The sequence below is a fragment of the Microbacterium sp. 20-116 genome (genome assembly GCF_041079415.1).
GTDB lineage: Bacteria > Actinomycetota > Actinomycetes > Actinomycetales > Microbacteriaceae > Microbacterium.
In genome coordinates this window covers 59,230-81,357 of the sequence record NZ_JBFYGP010000001.1, presented here as the reverse complement: position 1 = coordinate 81,357, position 22,128 = coordinate 59,230, and the positions used below count along the sequence as shown (strand labels likewise).

Genomic DNA, 22,128 nt, shown 5'->3' with positions numbered 1-22,128 from the left:
CTGGACACTCAACGGGAACACGCACCCACACCCCCGGCACGGCGTCCGGGTGCCCTGAACACTCGATCAGGCGTCACCCCGGCTCCCACTGCCCGCGAGCACGAACCGGGGCCCGCGCCACCGGCTCAGCGCAGCAGCATCGCCCGCCCAGGCTCGCGAAGCACTCCGGCGACGTCGGTGAGGAAGCGCGCGGCCTCGGCCCCGTCGACCAGCCGGTGGTCGAACGAGAGGCTGAGGGTGAGCACATCGCGCAGCGCGATCTCGCCGTGGTGCTCCCAGGGGGTGCGCCGCAGGGCGCCGACGGCGAGGATTCCGGCCTCGCCCGGGTTGAGGATCGGGGTTCCGGCATCCACTCCGAACACACCCACGTTGGTGATCGAGAAGGTTCCGCCGGTCATCGCGGCGGGGGCGGTGCGCCCGGCGCGGGCGGTGGCAGCGAGTTCGGCGATCGTGTCGGCCAGGTCGACGAGGTCGAGACGGTCCGCGTCGGCGATCACCGGAACCACCAGTCCCCGGTCGGTCGCGGCGGCGATCCCCAGGTTCACGTAGTGGTGCTCGACGATCTCTCCGGCCGCCCCGTCCCACTTCGCATTCAGTGCGGGAGTCCGCCCGAGAGCGAGGCACACCGCCTTCGCCACGATCGCGAGCAGCCCGATTCTGTGCCCGTCCAGTGCACGGTCGGTTTTGAGGGATGCCAGCAGCTCGGTCGTCGCGGTCGCATCCAGCGTGAGGAAGGTCGTCGCGTGCGGGGCGGTGAACGCGCTCTGCACCATCGCCGCCGCCGTGTGCTTGCGCACCCCGCGGATCGGCGTGCGCGTGACCCGGTCTCCCGGCGAGGGGGGAACGCTGGCGTGAGGCACCGCGGCATCCGGCGGCGACACCGCGGCACGGGCGAGGTACTCCTCGATGTGCGCTCGTGTGACCATCTCGCCCGGATGCGCAGCCGCGACGAGCACCAGGTCGACCCCGTGGTCCTTCGCGAACTTGCGCACCGGAGGCGTGGACCGCGGACGCTCGACCGGGAGGTCGATCGGACCCGTCCGCACGATGTCGTGCGGGGCCGCCTCGCGTACGGCGTGGTCGGTGTCGAGCGTGACGGTTCCGGCCCCGCGGGCGCGGCGGCGCGGGCGGGTGCCCGAGCTCGGCGCGGCGCCGTAGCCGACGAGGTTGGGCGTCGCCCGTTCTCCCTCTCCCGCACTCGGAGCCGTCGTGCGGATGTCGGCGGCGACACGCCGTTCGGCAGGGTCCGAAAGCGGCGTGTCGCCGCCCGACTCCGCAGGACGGTCGGCCGATCCACCCGCGGACCGCGACGAACCCGTCGTCTGACCCTCGGTCCGTGCCGCGACACCCTGCCCCGCGGTAGCCTGCCCCGCGGTAGCCTGCCCCGCAGGCACCTGTCCCGCGACGGCCTGCCCCGCGGGCGCCTGCCCCGCGGGCATCTGCCCCGCGACAGCCTGGCCCGCGACCGCCTGCCCCGCGGGCGCCGAGGTGCCGGCATCCGCCCCCTCGACGGCGAACGACACGAGGGGCGAACCGACCTCGACCGTGTCTCCGGCCGCGGCGTGCAGACCCTGCACGGTGCCCGCGTAGGGCGAGGGGATCTCGACGATAGCCTTGGCCGTCTCGACCTCGGCGATGGTCTGGTTGAGGGCGACGGTGTCGCCCTCCGACACGTGCCACTGCACGATCTCGGCTTCGGGAAGACCCTCGCCGAGATCGGGGAGGCGGAACTCCGCGATCATCGAACTCCCCCTCCGCTCGTCTCGACGGCGCTCTCGTGCGACCCGCGCTCCCGCACCCGGTCGACCGCGTGCAGGATCCGATCCAGATCCGGCACGTGGTGCTTCTCGAGCTTCGAGGGCGGATACGGGATGTCGTGCCCGGTCACACGCTGTGGCGGCGCCTCGAGGTAGTGGAAGCACTGCTCGGTGATGCTCGCGACGAGCTCGGCCCCCACCCCCGCCTCGCGGGCCGCCTCATGGGTGACCACGACCCGACCGGTTTTGCGGACGGATGCCGCGACCGTGTTCATGTCGATCGGCGAGAGCGAGCGCAGGTCGATGACCTCGAGCGAGATCCCCTCGTCCTCCGCGGCGAGCGCGGCGTCGAGAGCCGTGCGCACCTGGGCGCCGTAGGTGACGATCGTCGCGTCGGTGCCCTCGCGGGCGACGCGGGCGAGGTGCATCGGCGGAGCGTCGGCGAGGTCGACATCCAGATCGACCTCGCCCTTGGAGTGATACAGACGCTTGGGCTCGAAGAAGATGACCGGGTCGTCGGAGGCGATCGCCTGCCGCAGCATGACGTACGCGTCCTGCGGGTTCGACGCCGCGACCACGCGCAGCCCGGCGGTGTGCACGAAGTACGCCTCGGGCGACTCGGAGTGATGCTCGGCTGCTCCCACTCCCCCGGCCCACGGGATGCGGATCACCAGCGGCATCCGGATCCGCCCGTTGCTGCGGTAGTGGAGCTTGGCGACCTGGCAGACGATCTGATCGAACGCCGGGTAGACGAAGCCGTCGAACTGGATCTCGACGACGGGGCGGTAGCCGCGCAGGGCGAGGCCGACCGCGGTCCCGACGATCCCGGCTTCGGCGAGCGGGGTGTCGACCACGCGGTGCGCGCCGAAACGCTGCTGCAGGCCGTCGGTCACGCGGAAGACGCCGCCGAGCTTGCCGATGTCCTCGCCCATGAGCAGGACTTTCTCATCGCCGTCCAGAGCGCGGGACAGGCCCGCGTTTATCGCGGAACCGAGGGTGAGGGAAGTCATCGCGACGCCTCCCTGCTTCCTGTCGCCGTACCGGTCGTGGTGGACATCGTCATCGCGAACCCTCCCCTTCGAAGCCGGCCATGTACTCGACGTACTCCGCCCTCTGCCGCGCGAGCCCGGCGTGGGGTTCCGCATACACGTGGTCGAACATCGTCTCGGGTGCGCGCGTCGTCGCCCCGATGCACGCCGCGCGCACCTCGGCGGCGAGCGCGTCGGCGGCACGGGCGACCTCGGCCATGCCGGAATCGTCCAGCATCCCCTCGGCGCGCAGGTACGCCTCGAGCCGCGCGATGGGGTCGCGCTGCGCCCACTCCTCGACCTCGGCGGCATCGCGGTAGCGGGTGGGGTCGTCGCTCGTGGTGTGGGGTCCCATGCGGTAGGTCACGGCCTCGATGAACGAGGGACCCTCACCGCGTCGAGCGCGATCGAGGGCCCACCGCATCGCGGCGACGCAGGCGAGGGCGTCGTTGCCGTCGATCCGGAGGCTCGGGATGCCGAACCCCGGCGCTCGACCCGCGATGGGGTACTTCGCCTGGACGGTGACGGGTTCGCTGATCGCCCACTGATTGTTCGAGCAGACGAAGACGACGGGGGCGCGGAACGACGAGGCGAAGACCATCGCTTCGTTGACGTCGCCCTGGCTGGTCGCCCCATCGCCGTAGTACGCGACCGCGACGTCGGAGGAGCCGTCGCGCTGGGCGCCCATCGCCCAGCCGGTGGCGTGCAGCGACTGCGCGCCGATGATGATCTGGGGAGGAGCGGCGTTGATCGACGTGTGGTCGTAGGCCGAGTGCTCCTCGCCGCGCCACGCGAGCACGTAGTCGGCGGGCTTGGCGCCACGCCCGAGCAGCACGCCGTGCTCGCGATAGCTGGGGAAGACGAAGTCGCCGGGGGCGAGGGCGTGGGCCGTGCCCACCTGGGTGGCCTCCTGTCCGCGGCACGGAGCCCACAGCGCCAGCTGGCCCTGACGTTGGAGGGCGACGCCCTCGGCATCCAGTCTGCGGGTGAGGACCATGTCGCGGTGCAGGGCGCGCAGCTCGTGCGGCGAGAGGTCGGCGACCCAGGGGTCGAGGGTGTCGTCGGCGATCCGGGAGCCGTCGGGCTCGAGAAGGCGGAGCACGTCCTCGGGGGCGTCGTGATCGTCGGCGCTTCCCGCAGAAGAGCCTCGCGTCTGGGTGTACGTCATCGTCATCCCTCCGTGCTGCCCGGGCTCCTCGTGAGAGCGGGGGCGTATGGATGCCGGCAGCACCGCCGACGAGGCCGACCGTACGCGCGGAACGCACCCCGCTCAAGACCTCGCCGTCACATTGAGCATCGTGCCCACCGCGAACGACCTTCGCGCTGCTAATGTTTCGCACCATGAGCAAGCTCGACGCGGTCGACCTCGACCTCCTCCGCGCCCTGTCCGCCGATCCGCGCGCCACCGTCGTCGCCCTCGCCGAGAAACTCGGGCTCTCCCGCAACACCGTCCAGGCGCGCATGAGCCGCCTGGAACGCGGGGGTGTCTTCCTGTCGTACGAACGCACGCTGTCGGCGGAAGCCCTCGGCTTCCCGATCGAGGCGTTCCTGCAGGTGACCGTCCGTCAGGCCGAGCTGCCGGTGATCCGCGCCGAGCTCGCCAAGGTTCCCGAGGTCCTGCAGGCGCACGGGCTGAGCGGGCAGGTCGATCTGCTCGTGCGGGTCGCGTGCCGCGACACCCAGCACCTGTTCGACACCGACGCCCGCATCCTCGCGATCGAGGGCGTCGAGCGCACCGAGACGTCTCTCGTCATGGGCGAGGTCATCGGCTACCGCGTGGGCCCGTTGATGCAGCTGGCGCGCGACGAGATCTAGCGTCGGCGCCGGGGGTCGCCGATCTCACGGCGCCGAAACCCTCCGTCTACGGCGCCGGGATCACCGGAATGCTCGCCGTCTCGGTCTTCTGCTCGGTCGGGCTCCCGGCATCCATCCGCACGAGAACCACGCCCACGAGGATCAGCGCTCCGCCCGCGAACTGGACCGGCGCCGGTGTCTCACCGAGCAGCAGCCACGCGAACCCCAGCGCGAACAGTACCTCGCTGAGCCCCACGAAAGAGGCCAGCCGCGCGCCGATGAGCGGCACCGCGATGACCCCGAGCGCGTAACCGACGGTGGTCGCGACACCGCCCACCCACAGCAGAGGCAGGATGCCGGGAAGCTCGAGCCCCGCGAGCGACACGGTGATCGAGGGTGCCGCGAAGGGCAGCACTCCGGTGAGCACCAGCACCCCCATAAGCAGTGCCCCGGTGAGCAGGCCGCCGGCGGCGAGAGCCAGGGGCGGGAGGTCGTCGCCCGCGCGCCCGGCGATGACGAAGTACGCCGCCGCGCACACCGCGGCGCACAGCGCGAAGAGCGTGCCAAGCAGGTCGAACCGTGCACCGCTGATGTCGACGACGAGCACGAGACCGGCCATCGCCACGACGGACCCGATCAGCACGGCCCTCGACGGCGAGCGGCGGGTGCGCACCCACACGGCGATGACGATGAGCACCGGCGCGATGTACTGGATGAGCAGGGCGACGGCCACCGGCATCCGCTGCATCGCGGCGAAGTAGAACAGCTGGCATCCGGCGACGGCGGTCAGACCGAACGACACGATCAGCAGCCCGTGGCGGCGCAGGAACCCGCGCTGCCGGAGTACCGCGCGCACGAGCGCGGGCGAGAGCAGCAGCGCCGCGAGCCCCATGCGCACCAGGAGCACCGCTCCCAGCGACCAGCCGCCGTCGAGCAGGGGTTTGACGAACGGCCCGCTGGAGGAGAACGCCAAGGCCGAGGCCACGGCGATCGCGAGGCCGGTGACGGCGGTGGAGCCGCGGTGGGTGGGACGCGGGAGGGTCACGGAGGACGTGGTCATGCGGGCCTGCTGTCACGAGTGAAGGGGGTTTACACTCGTGACAGTACGGCCTCTACCTGTCAGGAGTCAACGTGGTCTTCATCCGTGACACCGAACTCGTGCTGCGCGCCGCCGTCGAGCTCGTCAACACCCTGCCCCACACGGAGGTCAGCGGCGTCGACACCCTCGTCGACGCCTCCGACCTCGAGGCCTTCACCGGCCGCCACGGCTACACCGGCTCGCGCACGCGCGACGCCCGCGAGCTCGCCGACGTCCGCGGCATCCGGCCCCGCATCCTGGAGCTGTGGAGCGCGGATCGCGACGCGGCAGCCCCCCTCGTCAACGCGATGCTCGCCGACGGGCGGGCGCTCCCCCAGCTCGTGCGTCACGACGGCCTCGACTGGCACATCCACGCGAGCGACCCGGCGGATCCGCTGGCCACGCGCATCCTCGTCGAGACGGCGCTCGCCTTCGTCGACGTCATCCGCGCCGACGAGTACGACCGCGTGCGCGTGTGCGACGCCGACGACTGCAACGGCGTGTACGTCGACTTCTCCAAGAACGGATCGAAGCGGTACTGCGACGCGGGCAACTGCGGCAACCGCATGAACGTCAACGCCTATCGCAAGCGCAAGGCGCACACGCCCTCCTGACCGGACGCGGTCTCGCGCTCGGCCCGATTCCGGGGCCGAGCGCTCCGCGCGACTACTCCACGAACTCCCGGATCGCGGATGCCGCCGCCTCCGGCGTCTCGTAGTGGATCAGGTGCCCGACCTCGGGGATCTCCACGAGCCGCGCATCGGGGAACAACGTCGCCAGGTGACGCTCGGCCTCGATCGGGGTGATGTCGTCCTTCTCGGCCGCGATGAGAAGCGTCGGCTGCACGATGCGCGGGGCGAACTCGCGCACGTCGTGCGAGACGCTCGTGACGAAGGCCTCGTGCAGCACGTCGCGGTCGGCGAAGCGTGAGAAGTACTCGTCGTGCTGCTCGTGCACGAAACGGCGCAGGTCGGGGTCGCGGGTCTTGGCCATGGCGTTGCTCATCACGCGCACGATGAGGCCGTTGCGCAGCAGCGCGTCGCCGAGCACGCGCGGGAGCCTCGCCCCGACCAGGTAGTAGAACACGGCGAGACGAGTCAGAATGCCTCGCGGGCCCTCGAGGGCTGGGGCCCCGATGGGGTTCACGAGAATGAGCTTCGGTGTCGACAACCCGCCCGCCACCGCCGCGGACGCCACGATCGAGCCGAACGAGTGGCCGAGCACGACGGCATCCGGAGCGACCTGCTCGACGAACGCCCGCAGCCACGCGGCGTAGGTGTCGAGATCGTGGGGGCGGCCGACGAACGGAGCGGTCTCGCCGAACCCGGGAAGGTCGGGAGAGATGACCCGGATGCCGGGAAGATGCGCCACGACCGGATCGAGCCCGTGGTGCTCACCGCGGAAGCCGTGCACCGCCACGATCGTCGTTCCGGCGTCGTCGTCGCCGTAGACCCAGTACGCCGTGGTCCCCCCGAGAACCCGCGCCTCGCGCCGCGCGACGGGGATCTGGGCGAGGCGTTCGGCGTAGGGGTTCGGCATGCGTCGAGTCTACGAGGGGGGACACACGACTCTGATCGAGCGCTCTTCATCATCCACCCCGCTCTGCGCGCCTCGACGGTGATGTCGGAGCTCCCCTCTACCGTGAGCGCATGACCACGTGGCAGGCCGAGCCGCTCCCCCTCTTCCAGACGCCCGAGTGGGCGCGCCTCGTCGGCGTGTTCGACCTCGAGACCACGGGGATCGACGTCGAGAACGATCGCATCGTCACCGCGCACGTGGGTGTACTCGACGCCGAAGGCAACGTCGTCGACGCGCGCGACTGGCTCGCCGACCCCGGCGTCGAGATCCCGGCGGGAGCCGCGGCCATCCACGGCATCTCCACCGATCGCGCCCGCGCCGACGGCGCTCCGGCGCCGCGCGTGGTGGCCGAGGTCGTCGAGGCTCTCGGGTCGCTGTTCGCCGCCGGCATCCCGGTCGTCGCCTACAACGCGCCCTTCGACTTCTCCATGCTGAAGAACGAAGCCGTGCGTCACGGCGTCACCCCGATCGCCGCCCCCTCCCCCGTCATCGACCCCCTCGTGGTCGACAAGACCTTCGACCGGTACCGCCGCGGCAAGCGCACCCTCTCGGTCGTCGCCGAGCACTACCGTGTGCCGCTCGAATCCGCCCACGAGGCTTGCGCCGACGCGGTCGCTGCGGGGCGACTCGCCCTGGCGCTCGCCGAGAAGTTCGGCCCGTGGCTCCCCTCGACCCTCGACGAGCTCCATACCCGCCAGATCGCCTGGGCCCGCGCTCAAGCCGAGAGCCTCACGGAGTACTTCGTGAAGATCGGCCGGCTGGATGCCACCGCTCCCGCGATCGACGGGGCTTGGCCGATCCGCTGACGTCCGGACGACCGGTCTCGGGCTCCCGGCATCGGACAGCATCGAATCTCCCCGGGCGCCCGGGCGCTTTCCCGGCACGGCGATCGAGTGTGCGACCTGATCGCCTTACCCACTGAACACCCCATCCGCACGAGCCTGACACCATCGAGCTGCGCCTGAGCCGACCTCTTCTCCTGGTCGAAAGCACGCTCATACGAGCCGGCGCGACGATCCGAGCCCGAACCCCTCTCCGATTCCGGCGCGAAACACGACTCGCACGAGCGGACCACACGACCGAAACCCGAACCCCGCTTCCTCACCGGTCGAAGCTCCGCCCCCACTACCGGCCACCACGACACACACCCGACCTCCGATCCCGCCCCGGTCGAAACACCACCCACACGCCCCCGACACCGCGACCCGAATCTGCTCTCGCCCCGTCCCGGTGCACGACACCGCCCCCCCACACCACGACACGAGCCTGAACACAGGTCCCACCCCGGTCAGGAGCAAGACCCGACGCCCCGATCCGAGCCTGCTCTCACCCCCCGTCCCGGTGCACAACACCGCCCCCACGATCCGAACCTGCTCTCACCCCTTGCCGCGCGCCCACCGCCCCGACACCACGACACCAACCTGACCCCAGGTGCCGCCCCGGTCAGGAGCAAGGCCCGACGCCCGGTCCAGGCCTGCTCCTCCCCTCTCCTAGGCGAAGAGGTCACGAGCGCGGCCGCTGAGGAGCAGCGTTGAGGGAGTTCCGCAACCGCCCCTGCTCTACCCCTGCGCTCGCCGGCCTTCACCGGACTCGCGTGCGAGGTCGCCCTTCAGACTCGGATTCACCAAGTGAATGCGACCCCGACCCAATGTCGGAGGTCGGCGATACCGTTCTCCCATGACCCGCATCGCACGCTCCGAAGACCGGCCGACGCCGGTGTTCCGAGAGTGCGACGGCGCGCCCTGGCCCAGCGACGACGAGCTCGAGCTCGAAGCCGCATGGGCTGCTTTTCGCGAGAGCGGCGATGTGCAATGGTCGACGGGCGACGAGGCCCCGTCGGCGAACCCCGTGTCTCCCTCGCCCGGGCGCAGCGCGCCGCTGCGGGTGCCGCACACTCCTCAGGCCCCCGACGGTGCCGCGACCTGGGAGTGGGAGTGGGACGACGTCATCGACCCGCCCGGCAGCGAAGCCGCAGGGGTCTCCGACATCGACGCGCGATTGGGGCACCTCGAGTGCGTCGTCAGGGATCGGCAGCGTGCGACCGCCGACGAGTACCGTCTGATCCTGGCGATCCTCGATGATGCCGCCTTCGACCCCACACCGTGGGTCGGACCCGACCCCACGGTGGATCGCGCCTGGAGTGATTCCCGAGGCCGCACGCCCGGCGCCGTGCGGCGCGACCGCGTCGACCTCGCGGAACGCGCCGCTGTCGCCGAGATCGCGGTGCGCCTGTATCTGTCCGAACAGACGGTCCGGACGAGGGCCGCTCACGCGCGGACGCTGGCCGTCGGTTGCCCAATGCTGTGGACCGCCTTCGGTGAGGGGCGCTTTTCCGAGAAGCACGCCGTCGACGCGGCCCGGATGGCTTCGACCCTCCCCGCCGGCGACGCCGACGCCTTTCGGCGCTTCGACGACGAAGCGTGCGCGCAGGCGCTGGCCCTGCCCCCGGCGAAGTTCGCCGTGGCGGCCCGCGCCATTCGCGAGCGCGTCCACGCCGAGTCCATCGAGACCCGTCACCGTCGGGCTGCAGAGGAGCGCGGCGTGTGGATGAGAGCCGACCTCGACGGCATGGCTTCGCTGCACGCGCTTCTCCCCGCTGACCGCGCTCGCGCCGTGATGTCACGCCTCGACCAGGCAGCTCGGCACCTGCGCGCTGCGCCCGACGAAGAGCGCACACTCGCGCAACTGCGAGCAGACGCCCTCGCGGACCTGGTGACGATGACGGACGACCCGGTGCCCGCATCGATGGACCCGACCCCGGCTGACGGCACCGTCGGCCCCTCCCCTCAAGCGGTCGATGGTGCAGGCCCGAGGCCTCATTCACCGGGCGAAGCGCTACGCGCGCCCTACCCACCCGACATACGGCACGCCGAGCCCCGCGGATCATCCAGCGCTCACGAAACCGGAGCCCCGCGACCCGCACCCGCACCCTCACCCGACGCACCCCATGATTCACCTACCGCCCCGCGCACCTTCCGAGCCGCGCCTTCAGCGACCGTCGTCGTCACGATCCCCGCGCTCACCCTCCTGGGTCACAGCAGCGAGCCCGCAACGCTCGAGGGGTACGGGCCGATCGATCTCGACACGGCGCGGCGCTTGGCCAGCACCGCGACCTCATGGATCCGACTCCTCACCCATCCGGTGACCGGCGCCCCGCTCATACTCGACCGCAAGACGTACCGGGTTCCCGTCGCCCTCCGCCGGTGGCTCGGTGTCACCTCGCCCACCTGCGTCTTCCCCGGGTGCGGTCGCGCTGCACGCGAGTGCGACATCGATCACCGCACCGCGTGGGCCGACGGCGGAACCACCGACGATGACAACCTCGACCCCAAATGCCGCCATCACCATCGCCTGCGCCACGAGAGCCGCTGGGATATCGACCACGGGGCCGGCGGCGACAGCGCCTGGACCTCTCCCCTCGGTGGGAGATACGGGACAGATCCACCGCCGTTCTAGGAACGACGTGGCGAGACCGCCGCGATGAGACCGGACCGCGAGCTCGGTTCGCCCTGCACCGACGCACGCGCTGTTCCAAACCGGCAGTCGCGTTGCCTTGGACCCGGCCCTCCCGTGGCCCTCTCCTCCCGCACCGCTTCCCCCTGACTGAACCCCGATCCTGCCCTTCCTGCGCCCGCACTGCGCGGCCGCTGCCGCAAACCCGGCCCGGACCCGGACCCCGCCCGATCTTTGGGCCGGGCCGCGCACCTGCTGGCATCGCCTGCCCTGGTCCAGGCTCCGACTCGACCCCGGGTCTCGCTGCGCCCGCGCCGTTGCCCCGATTCCGAGTCCGGCCCCGACCCCAACCCGGGCTCACCGCCGGGCCGCTGCCCGATCTCGAATCCGCCCCCAACCCCTGCACACTTCCGCACCGCGCCGCGCACCCGCCGCCGTCGCCTGCCCCTGCTCGAGGCCCCGACCCAGCCCTGGGCCTCCCCCTTGACCGCACCGCGCTACCGCTGCCCCGATCCCAGACCCGACACCAACACCGATCCACTTCCGCGCCCTGCCCGCCCCGCCACCGCCGACCGCAACGACCCGCCCCTGACCTGTCAAACTGCTCTCGTGACCGCCCGCATTGCCACCGTCCAGGCCGAGGCCGTCCCTGGCGCCGTCGAGGTCAACGTCACGCGAGCGGCGCAGTTCGTCATCGAAAGCGACGCGTCCGGAGCAGACGTCGTCCTCTTTCCCGAGGCGTTCCTCACCGGCTACGACGAGACCGTTTTCGCCGCTGGTGTGCTGCCGAGCATCGCGGACCGCGCGTGGCTCGCCCCGCTGCAGGAGGCTGTCGACGAGACGGGCGTCGCCGCCGTAGTGAATACCGCGCTCCAGGCGGGCGATCGACGAACGCTGACCGACCTCCTGTTCACCCCCGGCCAACCGCCCTACCCCGCGTACTCCAAGCAACACCTCCACTCGCCCGAGCGCGCCTTCTTCACCTCCGGCGCGCGTGGATACTCGTTCCGAATCCGCGACGTCGAGTTCGCCTTATCGGTCTGTTATGACGCGAACTTTCCCGAGCATGCCGCCGCGGCTGCGGCTGCCGGCGCCACCGTCTATCTCAACAGCGGCGCATATTTTCCGGGCGGTGGCCGCCGCCGCGATCTTCACCTGGCCGCACGTGCGCTCGACAACGGCATCTACGTCGTCTACAGCGGTCTCGTCGGCGTTCCGAGCGACTTCATCGGCGGCTCGGCCATCTTCGACCCGCTGGGACGCCGCATCGCGGCCGTCGGCGAACGCGAAGGGCTGGCCATCGCCGACATCGACCCCGCTGTCGTGGAAGACGTCCGTCGCGACCAGCGCATGTGGGCGGACCGCCGAGACGACCTGGGCGCCTTCGAGCGATCCGGCGAACTCCGGTCACAAGCCGGTCGCGCAGCACCGGCCTGAAACGGCTGAGCGAATCTCCCCCCACCACCCGGCCGTCCCGCCAGACCCTCTACCCGCGCGGCGACCCCGCGCCACGAGGCGCGCGCAACGCCGGCCCGAACCAGTCCGGCGAACCTCCCCCACCACCCGGCCGTCCCGCCCGTCCCTCAACCCGCGCGGCGAACCCACGCCACGAGCCGCTCCCGCAACACCGGCCCGAACCAGCCCGGCGAACGTCCGCCACCACCCGCCCGTCCCTCACCCCGCACGGCGACCCCGCGCCACGAGCCGACAGCACCGCACAACCGAAGACATTCCGCCGAGCCCTCTCACCACCCCGCAGCGGTACGCGACTCAGAGGTCATCGCCGCCCCACGAAGTTCACCGGGTTTCTCAGGGTCCACAGCTCGGCGGCGGTTGCAGCGCCCGTCCGCGTGAGGCGAATACCGCAGAACAATCCGCTCACGCGCAGGAAAACGAACGTGCTTCAACGCGCTCCCCGTGTAACGCGAAAGCCCCCCATCCCGAAGGACGAGGGGCTTTCGCTGCGAGAACCGCTGCGGATCAACGACCGCCGAAGTTCTTGAAGCGCTGGTTGAACTTCTCGACGCGACCGGCCGAGTCCATGATGCGCTGCTTGCCCGTGTAGAACGGGTGCGAAGCCGACGAGATCTCCACGTCGATGACGGGGTACTCCACGCCGTCGAGCTCGATCGTCTTGTCGCTGGACACGGTCGAACGGGTGAGGAACGTGTCGCCCGAACCGAGGTCGCGGAACACGACGGCCTTGTACGTGGGGTGGATGTCAGTCTTCATGGGAGGTCCTTTGAGAAGTGGTGTCCTGGATTCTGCCAGGACGTCAAAGTCTGCGGCGCCGATGGCACCAACGGGAGAGTCTACCAGGCCCAGCTCCGGGCCGCGGCCCCGTGACTCGAGCGACGATCGGATCAGGAGGCGCGAGCCGCCCAGCGCCCGGCTTCGTGCGTGAGCGTGATGTCGAGCCCGAACGCCTTGGAGAGGTTCTCCGCCGTCAGCGCCTCGTCGAGGGGCCCGGATGCCACGACCTCACCGTCACGCAGAAGAAGAACGTGCGTGAACCCGACGGGGATCTCCTCGACGTGGTGCGTCACCATGACCATCGCGGGCGTGGTGGGAGCCTGTGCATAACCGGACAGCAGAGCCAGCAGTTCTTCGCGCGCTCCGAGGTCGAGGCTGGCCGTCGGCTCGTCGAGCAGCAACAGCTCGGGGTCGGTCATGACCGCGCGGGCGATCTGCACGCGCTTCTGCTCGCCGTCGCTCAGGGTGCCGAAGGTGCGGTCGGCGAGGTGGTCGAGTTTCCACTCGGCCAGCACGCGCAGTGCGCGACGCTCGTCGATGTCGTCGTAGTCCTCGCGCCAGCGACCGACGACCGAGAAGGCCGCCGTGAGCACGACGTCGAGGACGGTCTCTTCCGGCGGCACGCGACGCGCCATCGCCGACGACGCGAACCCGATGCGCGGGCGGAGCTCGAACACGTCGGTGCGACCCAGACGCTCGCCGAGGATCGTCACCGAACCCGACGTGGGGTGCAGCAGCGTGTCGGCGAGCTGGAGAACCGTCGTCTTCCCCGCGCCGTTCGGGCCGAGGACGACCCAGCGCTGGTCATCCGACACCGTCCAGTCGAGGTGGGACACGATGTCCCGCGCGTTCCGGCGGACGACGACGTCGGAGAACTCGAGAACCTGGGGCATGCCTCCAGCCTACTGTCCGAGCCGGAGAGAATCGGATGCCACGCGGCCCCTGTGGACAGCGGGCCACGGCCAGCGCAGGACCCGGGCGCACATCGCCACCACGCCCCCGACGACCGCCCCGAACTACCTCCCCGCAACCGCTGCGCACAACGCCACCGCGCCCCCGACGACCACCGCGAGCTACCTCCCCGCAACCGCCGCGCACAGCACCACCACGCCCCCGACGACCACCGCGAGTTACTTCCCCGCAACCTCCGCGTACAGCGCCGCAGTGGTCTCCGCGATCGCCGCCCAGCTGAAGTCATCGACCGCGCGCTGGCGTCCGGCGCGTCCGTAGGCCCGGGCCTTCTCGGCATCCATCGACACCTCCGTCAGCACACGGGCGAGGTCGTCGACGAAACGCTCGGGATCCACGGGCGTTCCCGTGCCGTCCTGCACCTGGTCGATCGGCACGAGGCGGCCGGTCACGCCGTCCACGACGACCTCCGGAATACCGCCCGTCGCCGTTCCCACCACCGCGGCACCGCACGCCATGGCCTCGAGGTTCACGATGCCCAGGGGCTCGTACACCGAGGGGCACACGAACGTGGTCGCGGCCGTGAGAATGGCGCACAGCTCGTGGCGCGGCAGCAGTCGCTCGATCCAGACGACCCCGTCGCGGGTGGCCTGCAGTCCCCGCACGAGCTCCTGGACCTCGGCCATGATCTGCGGGGTGTCGGGAGCTCCCGCGCACAGGATCACCTGCACCTCGGGCGGAAGCTGCTCCGCCGCACGCAGCAGATACGGCAGGCCCTTCTGACGGGTGATGCGACCGACGAACACGACCGACGGACGTGCGGGGTCGATTCCCTGCGACCGCAGGAAGTCGTCGTCCGACACCGGATGCCATGACTCGGTGTCGATGCCGTTGTAGATGACCCGCACCTTGTCGGGGTCGAGCGAGGGGTAGCTGCGCAAAATGTCGTCGCGCATGCCCGAGCTGACCGCGACGACCGCCGCAGCGCCCTCGTACGCGGTCTTCTCGATGTAGCTCGACACCGCGTAGCCGCCACCGAGTTGTTCGGCCTTCCACGGGCGGAGCGGTTCGAGGCTGTGAGCGGTGACGACATGCGGGATGCCGTGGAGAAGCGACGCCAGGTGACCCGCGAAGTTCGCGTACCAGGTGTGGGAGTGCACGACGTCGGCGCCCGCGATGTCGGACACGATCGCCAGATCGGTGCCGAGGGTCTGGATGGCCCCGTTAGCCGAGGCCAGCTCGGCGGGCACGCCGTACGAGGTCGTGTCCGCCTCCTCGCGCGACGCGCCGAACGCGCGCACCTGCACCTCGGTGCCCTCGGCGCGCAGCGCCTTCACGAGTTCGGTGGCGTGGACCCCGGCTCCGCCGTAGATCTCCGGCGGGTACTCCTTGGTCACGATGTCGACGCGCATGAGACGAACCGTAGTACAGGCAGAGACGCGCCGTGAACGTGTTCCCGCTCGCTTCCCTGAGCCCTAGGGTGGTGCCATGCCTGCAGCGCCGAAGGTCTTCGGAATCATCCTCGCCGGCGGCGAGGGAAAGCGACTCATGCCCCTGACGGCGGACCGCGCCAAACCCGCCGTCCCCTTCGGCGGCCAGTACCGCCTGATCGACTTCGCGATATCGAACCTGATCAATTCGGGACTGCGTCAGCTCGTCGTGCTGACGCAGTACAAGTCGCACAGCCTCGACCGCCACATCTCGCAGACGTGGCGCATGTCGCCGATGCTCGGCGCGTACGTCGCCTCTGTCCCGGCCCAGCAGCGACTCGGCAAGCGATGGTTCTCGGGCTCAGCCGACGCGATCCTGCAGTCGATGAACCTGATCCGCGACGAAAAGCCCGACATCGTCGTCGTCATCGGCGCCGACCACGTGTACCGCATGGACTTCAAGCAGATGCTCGACGCCCACATCGCCTCCGACGCGCGGGCGACGGTCGCCGGCATCCGTCAACCGATCTCGCTCGCGAACCAGTTCGGCGTGATCGACACCGACCCCACCGACCCGACGAAGATCCGCGCCTTCCTCGAGAAGCCGCAGAACCCCGAGGGACTGGCCGATGCCCCCCACGAGGTGCTCGCCTCGATGGGCAACTACATCTTCGACACCGACGCCCTGGTCGAAGCCGTCGCCCACGACGGGGAGCTGCCGACCTCGGCGCACGACATGGGCGGCGATATCGTGCCCTACTTCGTCAACCGCGGTGAGGCCGCCGTCTACGACTTCAACCGCAACGACGTGCCCGGCTCCACCCCGCGCGATCAGTCGTACTGGCGTGACGTCGGCACGATCGAGTCGTTCTACGACGCGCACATGGACCTGATCTCGACCCTGCCCGTGTTCAACCTCTACAACAACGACTGGCCGATCTACTCGCAGACCTTCAACGCCCCGCCGGCGAAGTTCGTGCGCGACTCCGTCGGACGCATCGGCAACGCGATCGACTCGATCGTGTCTCTCGGTTCCGTGCTCTCGGGCACGCACCTCGAGCGCAGCGTCGTCGGCCCGTGGGCCCTCGCCGGGGGCGGCTCGACGATCACCGATTCGGTGCTCTTCGACAGCGTGCAGGTCGGCGCGGGCGCGCGGATCCACCGTGCGATCCTCGACAAGAACGTCGTCCTCGAGCCCGGCGCGACCATCGGCGTCGACCGCGAGCGCGACCTCGCCCGCGGGTTCACCGTGACCGAGACGGGCATCACCGTCGTCGGCAAGGACGTGCACGTCCACGCCTAGCGATCGGGACGGCTCCGGATGCCGCACGGCTCCGGGCGCAGAAGAGGGGCGATGACCGAGCTGGTCACCGCCCCTCTCTCGTCGGGAGAGCGATCTTCTCACCATCGCGCCCGAGGCCGTCGCACGGGATGGGCGCCTGCGACGCGGGCCGGGTGAGACGCGCTCGTACGCAGAGGCCCTCTCTCAGACCCCCACGCGCTCGAACGCGTCGCGCGAGATGCCCTTGGCGAGAACGGCTTTCGACCACTCCTTCGCCGTGTGCAGGCTGTGGTCGCGGTAATTGCCGCAGCTGAAAGCGTCGGTGCCGGGGACGTCGTCCCACTCCACGTCCTCGGCGATCGCGCGCAGCGAGTCGGAGATCGCGTCGACGAGGGCCGCGACCTCGGGCTCGCCCCACATGATCACGTGGAAGCCGGTGCGGCAGCCGAACGGCGAGATGTCGATCAGACCGTCGATGCGATCGCGCACGAGGCTGGCGAGAAGGTGCTCGATGGTGTGGAGCCCCGCGGTGGGGATCTCCTGCTCGTTCGGCTGCACGAGTCGCAGGTCGAAGTTCGAGATGACGTCGCCACGAGGCCCCGACTCGGTGCCGATGAGGCGTACGTACGGCGCCAGCACGGCGGTGTGATCCAGGGTGAAGCTTTCGACGTCGGCCATGAGGAGGTCCCTTCGGAGGAAGCGGGGGTACCGCACGAGCCTACGGCGGGCGCGCCGCCGGCAGACCCCGCGTGACGCCGTGCGACGCCGACGGCCGCGTCTTCCGGCGCGCGGACGCGACCCGGCGGGGCGTCCCTTCTCGAACCGCTAGCGTGGAGCGCGTGCCTGCGACCGCCCGTTTCCTCGTCGTCCTCGATGCCGATTCCACGCTGATCCGCAACGAGGTCATCGAGCTCCTCGCCGACGAGGCCGGCCGGGGTGCCGAGGTGGCCGCCGCCACCGAAGCCGCGATGCGCGGCGAGGTCGACTTCGCCACGAGCCTGCGCTCGCGGGTGCACGCACTGGCGGGCGTACCCACCGAGGCGTTCGAGCGGGCGATCGCGCGCATCGACCCCACCCCGGGCGTGCGCGAGCTGATCGCCGCCGTGCACGAGCGCGGCGGGGTCGTCGGCGTCGTGTCGGGCGGGTTCCACGAGGTTCTCGACACCGTGGCTCCCGGCCTGGGCGTCGACCTCTGGCGCGCGAACCGGCTCGTGGCCGTCGACGGAGCTCTCACGGGAGAGGTCGACGGAGACATCGTGGATGCCAGGGCCAAGGCCGACACGCTCCGCCGCTGGGCCGCCGAGCTCGGTGTCCCCCTCCCTCTCACCTTCGCGATCGGAGATGGCGCGAACGACCTCGAGATGATGGCGACCGCGGGACTCGGTCTCGCGTTCAACGCCAAGCCCGCCGTGCGCGAGCGCGCGGATCTCGTGGTCGGCCCCGTCGACCTCGCGCAGGTCGTCGCCCTCCTCCCCCGCTGACGGGGCGCCCCGGGCTGACGACCGCCTCGGACTCTCCCCCCGGCGGCGGCCTGCCGCCCCACCGAGCCGACGCGACGGTCCCCTTCCCGATGTCGGAGCCCCGTTCTACCCTCGCCGCATGGACGTCATCTTGGTTCCCGGTCTCTGGCTCGACGCGTCGTCGTGGGACGACATCACCCCCGCCCTCGAGGCGGCCGACCATCGTCCGCATCCGTTGACTCTGCCTGGACCAGCCGTGGGCGATCTGGTCGTCGACGACTGGGTCGATGCGGTCGTCGCAGAGATCGACCGCATCGGTGGCCGGGTGATCCTCGTCGGGCACTCCGGTGGCGGCAACGTCGTCTGGGGTGCGGCCGACCGCCGGCCCGACCAGGTCGCGCGCGTCATCCTCGTCGACACGATCGTGCCGCATCCGGGCGCGATGATCTCCGAATTCCCCATCGAGGACGGTGTCGTGCACTTCCCCGGGTGGGACTTCTTCGACGAAGACGACGTCGCCGACCTCGACCCACAGACGCGAGAGCGCACCGCGCAGCAGGTCGTCGATGTGCCCGGCCGCGTGCCGAGCTCGCGGATCACCCTGAGCGACGAGCGGCGATTCACCGTGCCCGTGACGATCCTGTCGGGGCAGCTCGATGCAGAAGCCCTCCCGCGGGTGCTCGCCGAGTGGGGTGCGTACGCCGAAGAGGTGGACCGCCTCGACAGTCTCGAGGTCGTGCGGCTCGGCTCCGGCCACTGGCCGCAGTTCTCGCAGCCCCAGCGGTTCGCCGAGAAGCTGGTCGCCGCGGTGCGGTGAGAAACCGGGCCCGATCGATAGGGCGATGGTGTCGCGCCGGGCCTTCGGGTTCTGGGGTGAGCCGGACTCTCGGCGTCAGTGCCCCATACCGAGACCACCGTCGACCGGGATGACGGCGCCCGAGATGTACGCGGCGTTATCGCCGGCGAGCCACGTCACGACTCCGGCGACCTCGTCGGGGGAGGCGAAACGTCCGGCGGGGATGTTCTTCTTGTACTCGGACTGGGTGTCGGCGGGAAGCTCGGCCGTCATGTCGGTCTCGATGAAGCCCGGTGCCACGACGTTCGCCGTGATCCCGCGACCGCCGAGTTCCCGCGTGAGCGAGCGGGCGAAGCCGACGAGCGCGCTCTTGGAGGCGGCGTAGTTGATCTGACCGGCCGAACCGTACAGACCGACGACGCTCGAGATGAGGATGACACGACCCCAGCGCGCCTTGAGCATGCCCTTGGAAGCGCGCTTGACCACGCGGAAGGCGCCACCGAGGTTGGTGTTGACGACGCTGTCGAAGTCGTCCTCGCTCATGCGGAGCAACAGGGTGTCCTTCGTCACACCGGCGTTCGCTACGACCACTGCGATCGGGCCGAGCTCGGCTTCCACCTGGGTGAAGGCGGCGTCCACGGCGGCGGCGTCGGTCACGTCGGCGCGCACGGTCAGGGTTCCCTCGGGGCCCTCACCGGAGCGGGCGGTCACGGCGACCTTCCATCCCTCGGCGACGAAACGCTCGGCGATGGCTCGACCGATGCCCCGGTTTCCTCCGGTGACGACGACGACGCGGTCCTGGGACATGGTGAGACTCCTGCGCTTGCGGTGACGGAACCGCCCTAGCCTACCGAGGCGACTCCCCCGCCTCGCCCGCCGAGGTTTGACACGGGGTCTGCGCCGCTGGAACGCTGGAGGAACGCGCGACGAAAGGGGCTCCCGTGAGCGACGACCGCACCACCGACCCGCAGCATCCCGAGCACATCGGGTCCGACAACGCGAACGGCGGCGACCAGCCGTCGTCGCCGTACGCTCCGCAGAGCGACACGCCCCCGGCTCCCCCGTACGAGGCAGCAGGCACGCCAGCGTCCGCGGCACCTTCCGGCGCTCCGGCGGACACCGCTACGCCCTACGGAACCCCGACGCCGGAAGCCCCGGCATCCCACACACCCGCGCCCGAGGCCCCCGCCTACGGCGCACCCGCGCCCGAGGCCGGTGCAGCCTACGGCGCGCCCGCCTACGGCGCACCGGCGTACGGGCAGCCCACGACCTCGACCTACGGACAGCCCGCGTACGGCGCCCCGAACGCGGCGTACGGGTACGGGGGCGCCTACGCCGCCCCCGCGCGCACCAACGTTCTCGCGATCGTGTCGCTGGTGGCATCCCTCGTCGGCTTCGTGCTCATCCTCCCGGTGGTGGGATCGATCGCCGGTGTCATCATGGGGCACATCTCGCTCAAGCAGATCAAGGAGCGGGGCGAGCGCGGCCGCGGAATGGCGCTTGCGGGTGTCATCATCGGCTACGTGACGCTCCTGTTCGTTATCCTCTTCATCATCGGGATCTCGATCCTCATCGCCGGCAGCGCCGGTTCCAGCGGCTCGCGCTACGGCGCCTGACGGTCGCGATCAAGCCGCCGGGCGCTCAGGCGCCCGGCGGCTTGTCACGATGTCGAAGAGTCGGCGCGAGAGCGCACCCTGTGTCATCCCCACGGGCGTACCCTGATAACACTGTGAAGACATCGCACACCGCTCAGTCCGCGACGTCGCTCCCCAAGGCACCGAGGGAGGACGCCGATTCCCGTTTCACCAAGTACATGGTGATGATGGGGATCCGCATCGCGTGCTTCATCGCGATGGCCGTCATCACTCCCTACGGCTGGTACACCTTCGTGTTCGCGGCCGGAGCGATCTTCCTGCCTTATCTCGCCGTGATCGTCGCCAACGTCGGCGCCGACCAAGGCTCCACCGAGGCGATCAACCCCGAGCGCGCCATCGAAGCTCCCTCGGCCGCCCCCGCTCCCGCAGCCGCTGCCGAGGGCCCGCTGGTCATCCGTATCGCCGAGACCCCGCGCCTCGACCCTCCGCGCGACGACCGCTCGTGAGCGACGAGCCCGCCGAATGCTCGCGGGCCGGATGCCGAGAAGCCGCCGTCTGGGCGATCCACTGGCGCAACCCGCGCATCCACGCGGCCGACCGCCGCAAGACCTGGGTCGCCTGCGACGAGCACGTCGCCTATCTGCGCGAGTTCCTCGGCGCCCGCGACTTCCCCGTCGAGGTCGCCGCCCTCTCGAGCGATCGCGCGTGAACGCCCTGCCGTCGGACGTACCCTGGAAGACGTGGTCTGTTCGGTCGAGATGAACGTGCGCATCGAGAGGTGCCCGCGATGAGCGCGCGTGAGATGCCCGCGGCCGGGCGCTGGGCGATCTACGTCGGTATCGCGATCCTCTTCGCGATCGCCTGCGGGTTCCTCTCGAACTGGCAGTTCTCGCGCAACGCCGAGCGCAGCGAGCAACTGCAACTCGTCGCCGACAACTACGACGCGACCCCGGTCCCCCTCGCGGAGTTGCTCGCCCCCGGCGCCGAGATGAACCCGGGAGACGAGTGGCGTCCCGTGCGCATGCAGGGGCAGTACCTCGCCGACGAGCAGCTGCTCGTCAGAAACCGCGCGCACGGGGGCTCGGCGGCCTTCGAACAGCTCGTGCCGTTCCGACTCGACGACGGCCGCACGTTCCTCGTGGACCGCGGTTGGCTCCCCCCGGGCAACCAGCAGTCGGAACCCGACGACATCCCCGCGCCGCCCTCCGGCGACGTGACCGTCGAGGTCCGTCTGCGCCCCGAAGAGGCCGCCCCGACCTCGGGTCGCACCGCCGAGGCGGGTCAGGTACCCACCATCAATCTCGGACTCGTGGAGGAGCAGACCGGCCCCATCGAGCAGGGCGCGTACGGCCTGCTCATGTCGGAATCCCCCGCTCCCGCGACCGCCCCCGCCCCGGTCGATCCACCGAGCAACGACCCCGGACCTTACCTCTCGTACGCGGTGCAGTGGATCCTCTTCGCCGTGATGGGCTTCGGTTTCATCACCTACGTGATCATCAACGAGCGCAAGCTCCGCCGCGAAGAGGACGAAGACGAGGACGACGAGGACGCGCTGGTCGAACCCCTCCCCTCGCCCGAGAAGCCCTCCGGTGAGCGCCGTCGCGTCGACCCGGTCGCCCTGCACCGCTCGCGCAAACGCCCGAAGGACCGCGACGCCGACGACGAGGACGCCCTGCTCGACGCACGCTGAGCGCGGGACGGACGGATTTCCAGGC

The 22,128-nt window shown here is 70.5% G+C and carries 22 protein-coding genes; 12 read left to right on the top strand and 10 right to left on the bottom strand.

Translation table 11 applies throughout. From position 1 onward, the window contains the following. Positions 1-125: 125 nt before the first annotated feature. The 3 genes from AB6V29_RS00360 to pdhA are packed head-to-tail and all read right to left on the bottom strand — an operon-like array spanning position 126 to position 3,953. Positions 126-1,742 carry a 2-oxo acid dehydrogenase subunit E2 gene (locus tag AB6V29_RS00360; protein WP_369356401.1) on the bottom strand — a complete coding sequence of 539 codons (1,617 nt, stop codon included), beginning with the start codon at positions 1,740-1,742 and terminating at the stop codon, positions 126-128. Beyond that, positions 1,739-2,767, bottom strand: coding sequence for an alpha-ketoacid dehydrogenase subunit beta (locus AB6V29_RS00355; protein WP_267787435.1), 1,029 nt, complete (start codon positions 2,765-2,767; stop codon positions 1,739-1,741). The genes AB6V29_RS00360 and AB6V29_RS00355 overlap by 4 nt, the downstream gene beginning before the upstream one ends. 49 nt (positions 2,768-2,816) lie before the next feature. Beyond that, entirely contained in the window at positions 2,817-3,953 is a 1,137-nt protein-coding gene (gene pdhA, locus AB6V29_RS00350) for a pyruvate dehydrogenase (acetyl-transferring) E1 component subunit alpha (protein WP_267787436.1), read from the bottom strand. Between the two features lie 173 nt (positions 3,954-4,126). Between pdhA and AB6V29_RS00345 the strand changes: the two genes are divergently transcribed. After that, on the top strand, positions 4,127-4,600 hold the full coding sequence (locus AB6V29_RS00345) for an Lrp/AsnC family transcriptional regulator (protein ID WP_210076576.1): 474 nt from the start codon (positions 4,127-4,129) through the stop codon (positions 4,598-4,600). Between the two features lie 46 nt (positions 4,601-4,646). On the opposite strand, the gene AB6V29_RS00340 is transcribed toward AB6V29_RS00345, so the two are convergent. Continuing rightward, positions 4,647-5,639, bottom strand: coding sequence for a DMT family transporter (locus AB6V29_RS00340; protein WP_369356398.1), 993 nt, complete (start codon positions 5,637-5,639; stop codon positions 4,647-4,649). 71 nt (positions 5,640-5,710) lie between these two features. Between AB6V29_RS00340 and AB6V29_RS00335 the strand changes: the two genes are divergently transcribed. Continuing rightward, positions 5,711-6,271 (top strand): CGNR zinc finger domain-containing protein, encoded by a 561-nt coding sequence (locus AB6V29_RS00335; RefSeq protein ID WP_369356396.1) that lies wholly within the window; start codon positions 5,711-5,713, stop codon positions 6,269-6,271. A 52-nt stretch (positions 6,272-6,323) separates the two neighbouring features. On the opposite strand, the gene AB6V29_RS00330 is transcribed toward AB6V29_RS00335, so the two are convergent. Beyond that, complete coding sequence (locus AB6V29_RS00330; RefSeq protein ID WP_369356394.1) at positions 6,324-7,196, bottom strand: alpha/beta fold hydrolase; 873 nt, start codon at positions 7,194-7,196, stop codon at positions 6,324-6,326. 110 nt (positions 7,197-7,306) lie between these two features. Between AB6V29_RS00330 and AB6V29_RS00325 the strand changes: the two genes are divergently transcribed. The 3 genes from AB6V29_RS00325 to AB6V29_RS00315 all read left to right on the top strand — a co-directional run bounded on the left by AB6V29_RS00325 (position 7,307) and on the right by AB6V29_RS00315 (position 12,125). Next, positions 7,307-8,041, top strand: coding sequence for an exonuclease domain-containing protein (locus AB6V29_RS00325; RefSeq protein WP_210076583.1), 735 nt, complete (start codon positions 7,307-7,309; stop codon positions 8,039-8,041). 871 nt (positions 8,042-8,912) lie between these two features. Next, entirely contained in the window at positions 8,913-10,691 is a 1,779-nt protein-coding gene (locus AB6V29_RS00320; protein ID WP_369356391.1) for a DUF222 domain-containing protein, read from the top strand. A 606-nt stretch (positions 10,692-11,297) separates the two neighbouring features. After that, on the top strand, positions 11,298-12,125 hold the full coding sequence (locus AB6V29_RS00315) for a carbon-nitrogen hydrolase family protein (protein WP_369356389.1): 828 nt from the start codon (positions 11,298-11,300) through the stop codon (positions 12,123-12,125). Between the two features lie 543 nt (positions 12,126-12,668). Here AB6V29_RS00315 and AB6V29_RS00310 read toward each other — a convergent pair. The 3 genes from AB6V29_RS00310 to glgA form a co-directional block, all read right to left on the bottom strand. Then, entirely contained in the window at positions 12,669-12,920 is a 252-nt protein-coding gene (locus AB6V29_RS00310) for a type B 50S ribosomal protein L31 (protein ID WP_013586710.1), read from the bottom strand. A 131-nt stretch (positions 12,921-13,051) separates the two neighbouring features. Further along, on the bottom strand, positions 13,052-13,834 hold the full coding sequence (locus AB6V29_RS00305) for an ABC transporter ATP-binding protein (RefSeq protein ID WP_369356387.1): 783 nt from the start codon (positions 13,832-13,834) through the stop codon (positions 13,052-13,054). Positions 13,835-14,071: 237 nt separating this feature from the next. Continuing rightward, the gene (glgA, locus tag AB6V29_RS00300; RefSeq protein WP_267787441.1) at positions 14,072-15,262 is read right to left on the bottom strand and encodes a glycogen synthase; all 1,191 of its coding nucleotides are present in this window, start codon (positions 15,260-15,262) and stop codon (positions 14,072-14,074) included. A gap of 76 nt (positions 15,263-15,338) precedes the next feature. Here glgA and glgC point away from each other — a divergent pair, with 76 nt between their 5' ends. Then, the gene (gene glgC / locus AB6V29_RS00295) at positions 15,339-16,583 is read left to right on the top strand and encodes a glucose-1-phosphate adenylyltransferase (protein ID WP_210076594.1); all 1,245 of its coding nucleotides are present in this window, start codon (positions 15,339-15,341) and stop codon (positions 16,581-16,583) included. 183 nt (positions 16,584-16,766) lie between these two features. Here glgC and AB6V29_RS00290 read toward each other — a convergent pair whose 3' ends face one another. Further along, positions 16,767-17,240 carry an S-ribosylhomocysteine lyase gene (locus tag AB6V29_RS00290; protein ID WP_210076596.1) on the bottom strand — a complete coding sequence of 158 codons (474 nt, stop codon included), beginning with the start codon at positions 17,238-17,240 and terminating at the stop codon, positions 16,767-16,769. Positions 17,241-17,401: 161 nt separating this feature from the next. On the opposite strand from AB6V29_RS00290, the gene serB reads away from it, so the two are divergent. Together serB and AB6V29_RS00280 are read left to right on the top strand one after the other, a co-directional pair. Continuing rightward, the gene (gene serB / locus AB6V29_RS00285) at positions 17,402-18,043 is read left to right on the top strand and encodes a phosphoserine phosphatase SerB (RefSeq protein ID WP_369356383.1); all 642 of its coding nucleotides are present in this window, start codon (positions 17,402-17,404) and stop codon (positions 18,041-18,043) included. Between the two features lie 118 nt (positions 18,044-18,161). Then, positions 18,162-18,839 (top strand): alpha/beta fold hydrolase, encoded by a 678-nt coding sequence (locus AB6V29_RS00280; RefSeq protein ID WP_369356382.1) that lies wholly within the window; start codon positions 18,162-18,164, stop codon positions 18,837-18,839. Between the two features lie 75 nt (positions 18,840-18,914). Here the strand turns inward: AB6V29_RS00280 and fabG are convergent, their stop codons facing one another. Next, positions 18,915-19,625, bottom strand: coding sequence for a 3-oxoacyl-ACP reductase FabG (gene fabG, locus AB6V29_RS00275; protein WP_369356380.1), 711 nt, complete (start codon positions 19,623-19,625; stop codon positions 18,915-18,917). 134 nt (positions 19,626-19,759) lie between these two features. On the opposite strand from fabG, the gene AB6V29_RS00270 reads away from it, so the two are divergent. From AB6V29_RS00270 to AB6V29_RS00255, 4 genes are all read left to right on the top strand, one after another. Next, positions 19,760-20,434 (top strand): DUF4190 domain-containing protein, encoded by a 675-nt coding sequence (locus tag AB6V29_RS00270; RefSeq protein WP_369356379.1) that lies wholly within the window; start codon positions 19,760-19,762, stop codon positions 20,432-20,434. Positions 20,435-20,547: 113 nt separating this feature from the next. Then, positions 20,548-20,919 carry a DUF3099 domain-containing protein gene (locus tag AB6V29_RS00265; RefSeq protein ID WP_210076608.1) on the top strand — a complete coding sequence of 124 codons (372 nt, stop codon included), beginning with the start codon at positions 20,548-20,550 and terminating at the stop codon, positions 20,917-20,919. Further along, positions 20,916-21,122, top strand: a complete 207-nt coding sequence (locus AB6V29_RS00260; RefSeq protein WP_369356377.1) for a hypothetical protein — start codon at positions 20,916-20,918, stop codon at positions 21,120-21,122. The genes AB6V29_RS00265 and AB6V29_RS00260 overlap by 4 nt, the downstream gene beginning before the upstream one ends. Before the next feature lie 78 nt (positions 21,123-21,200). Further along, positions 21,201-22,103, top strand: coding sequence for an SURF1 family protein (locus AB6V29_RS00255; protein ID WP_307460106.1), 903 nt, complete (start codon positions 21,201-21,203; stop codon positions 22,101-22,103). Positions 22,104-22,128: the final 25 nt, after the last annotated feature.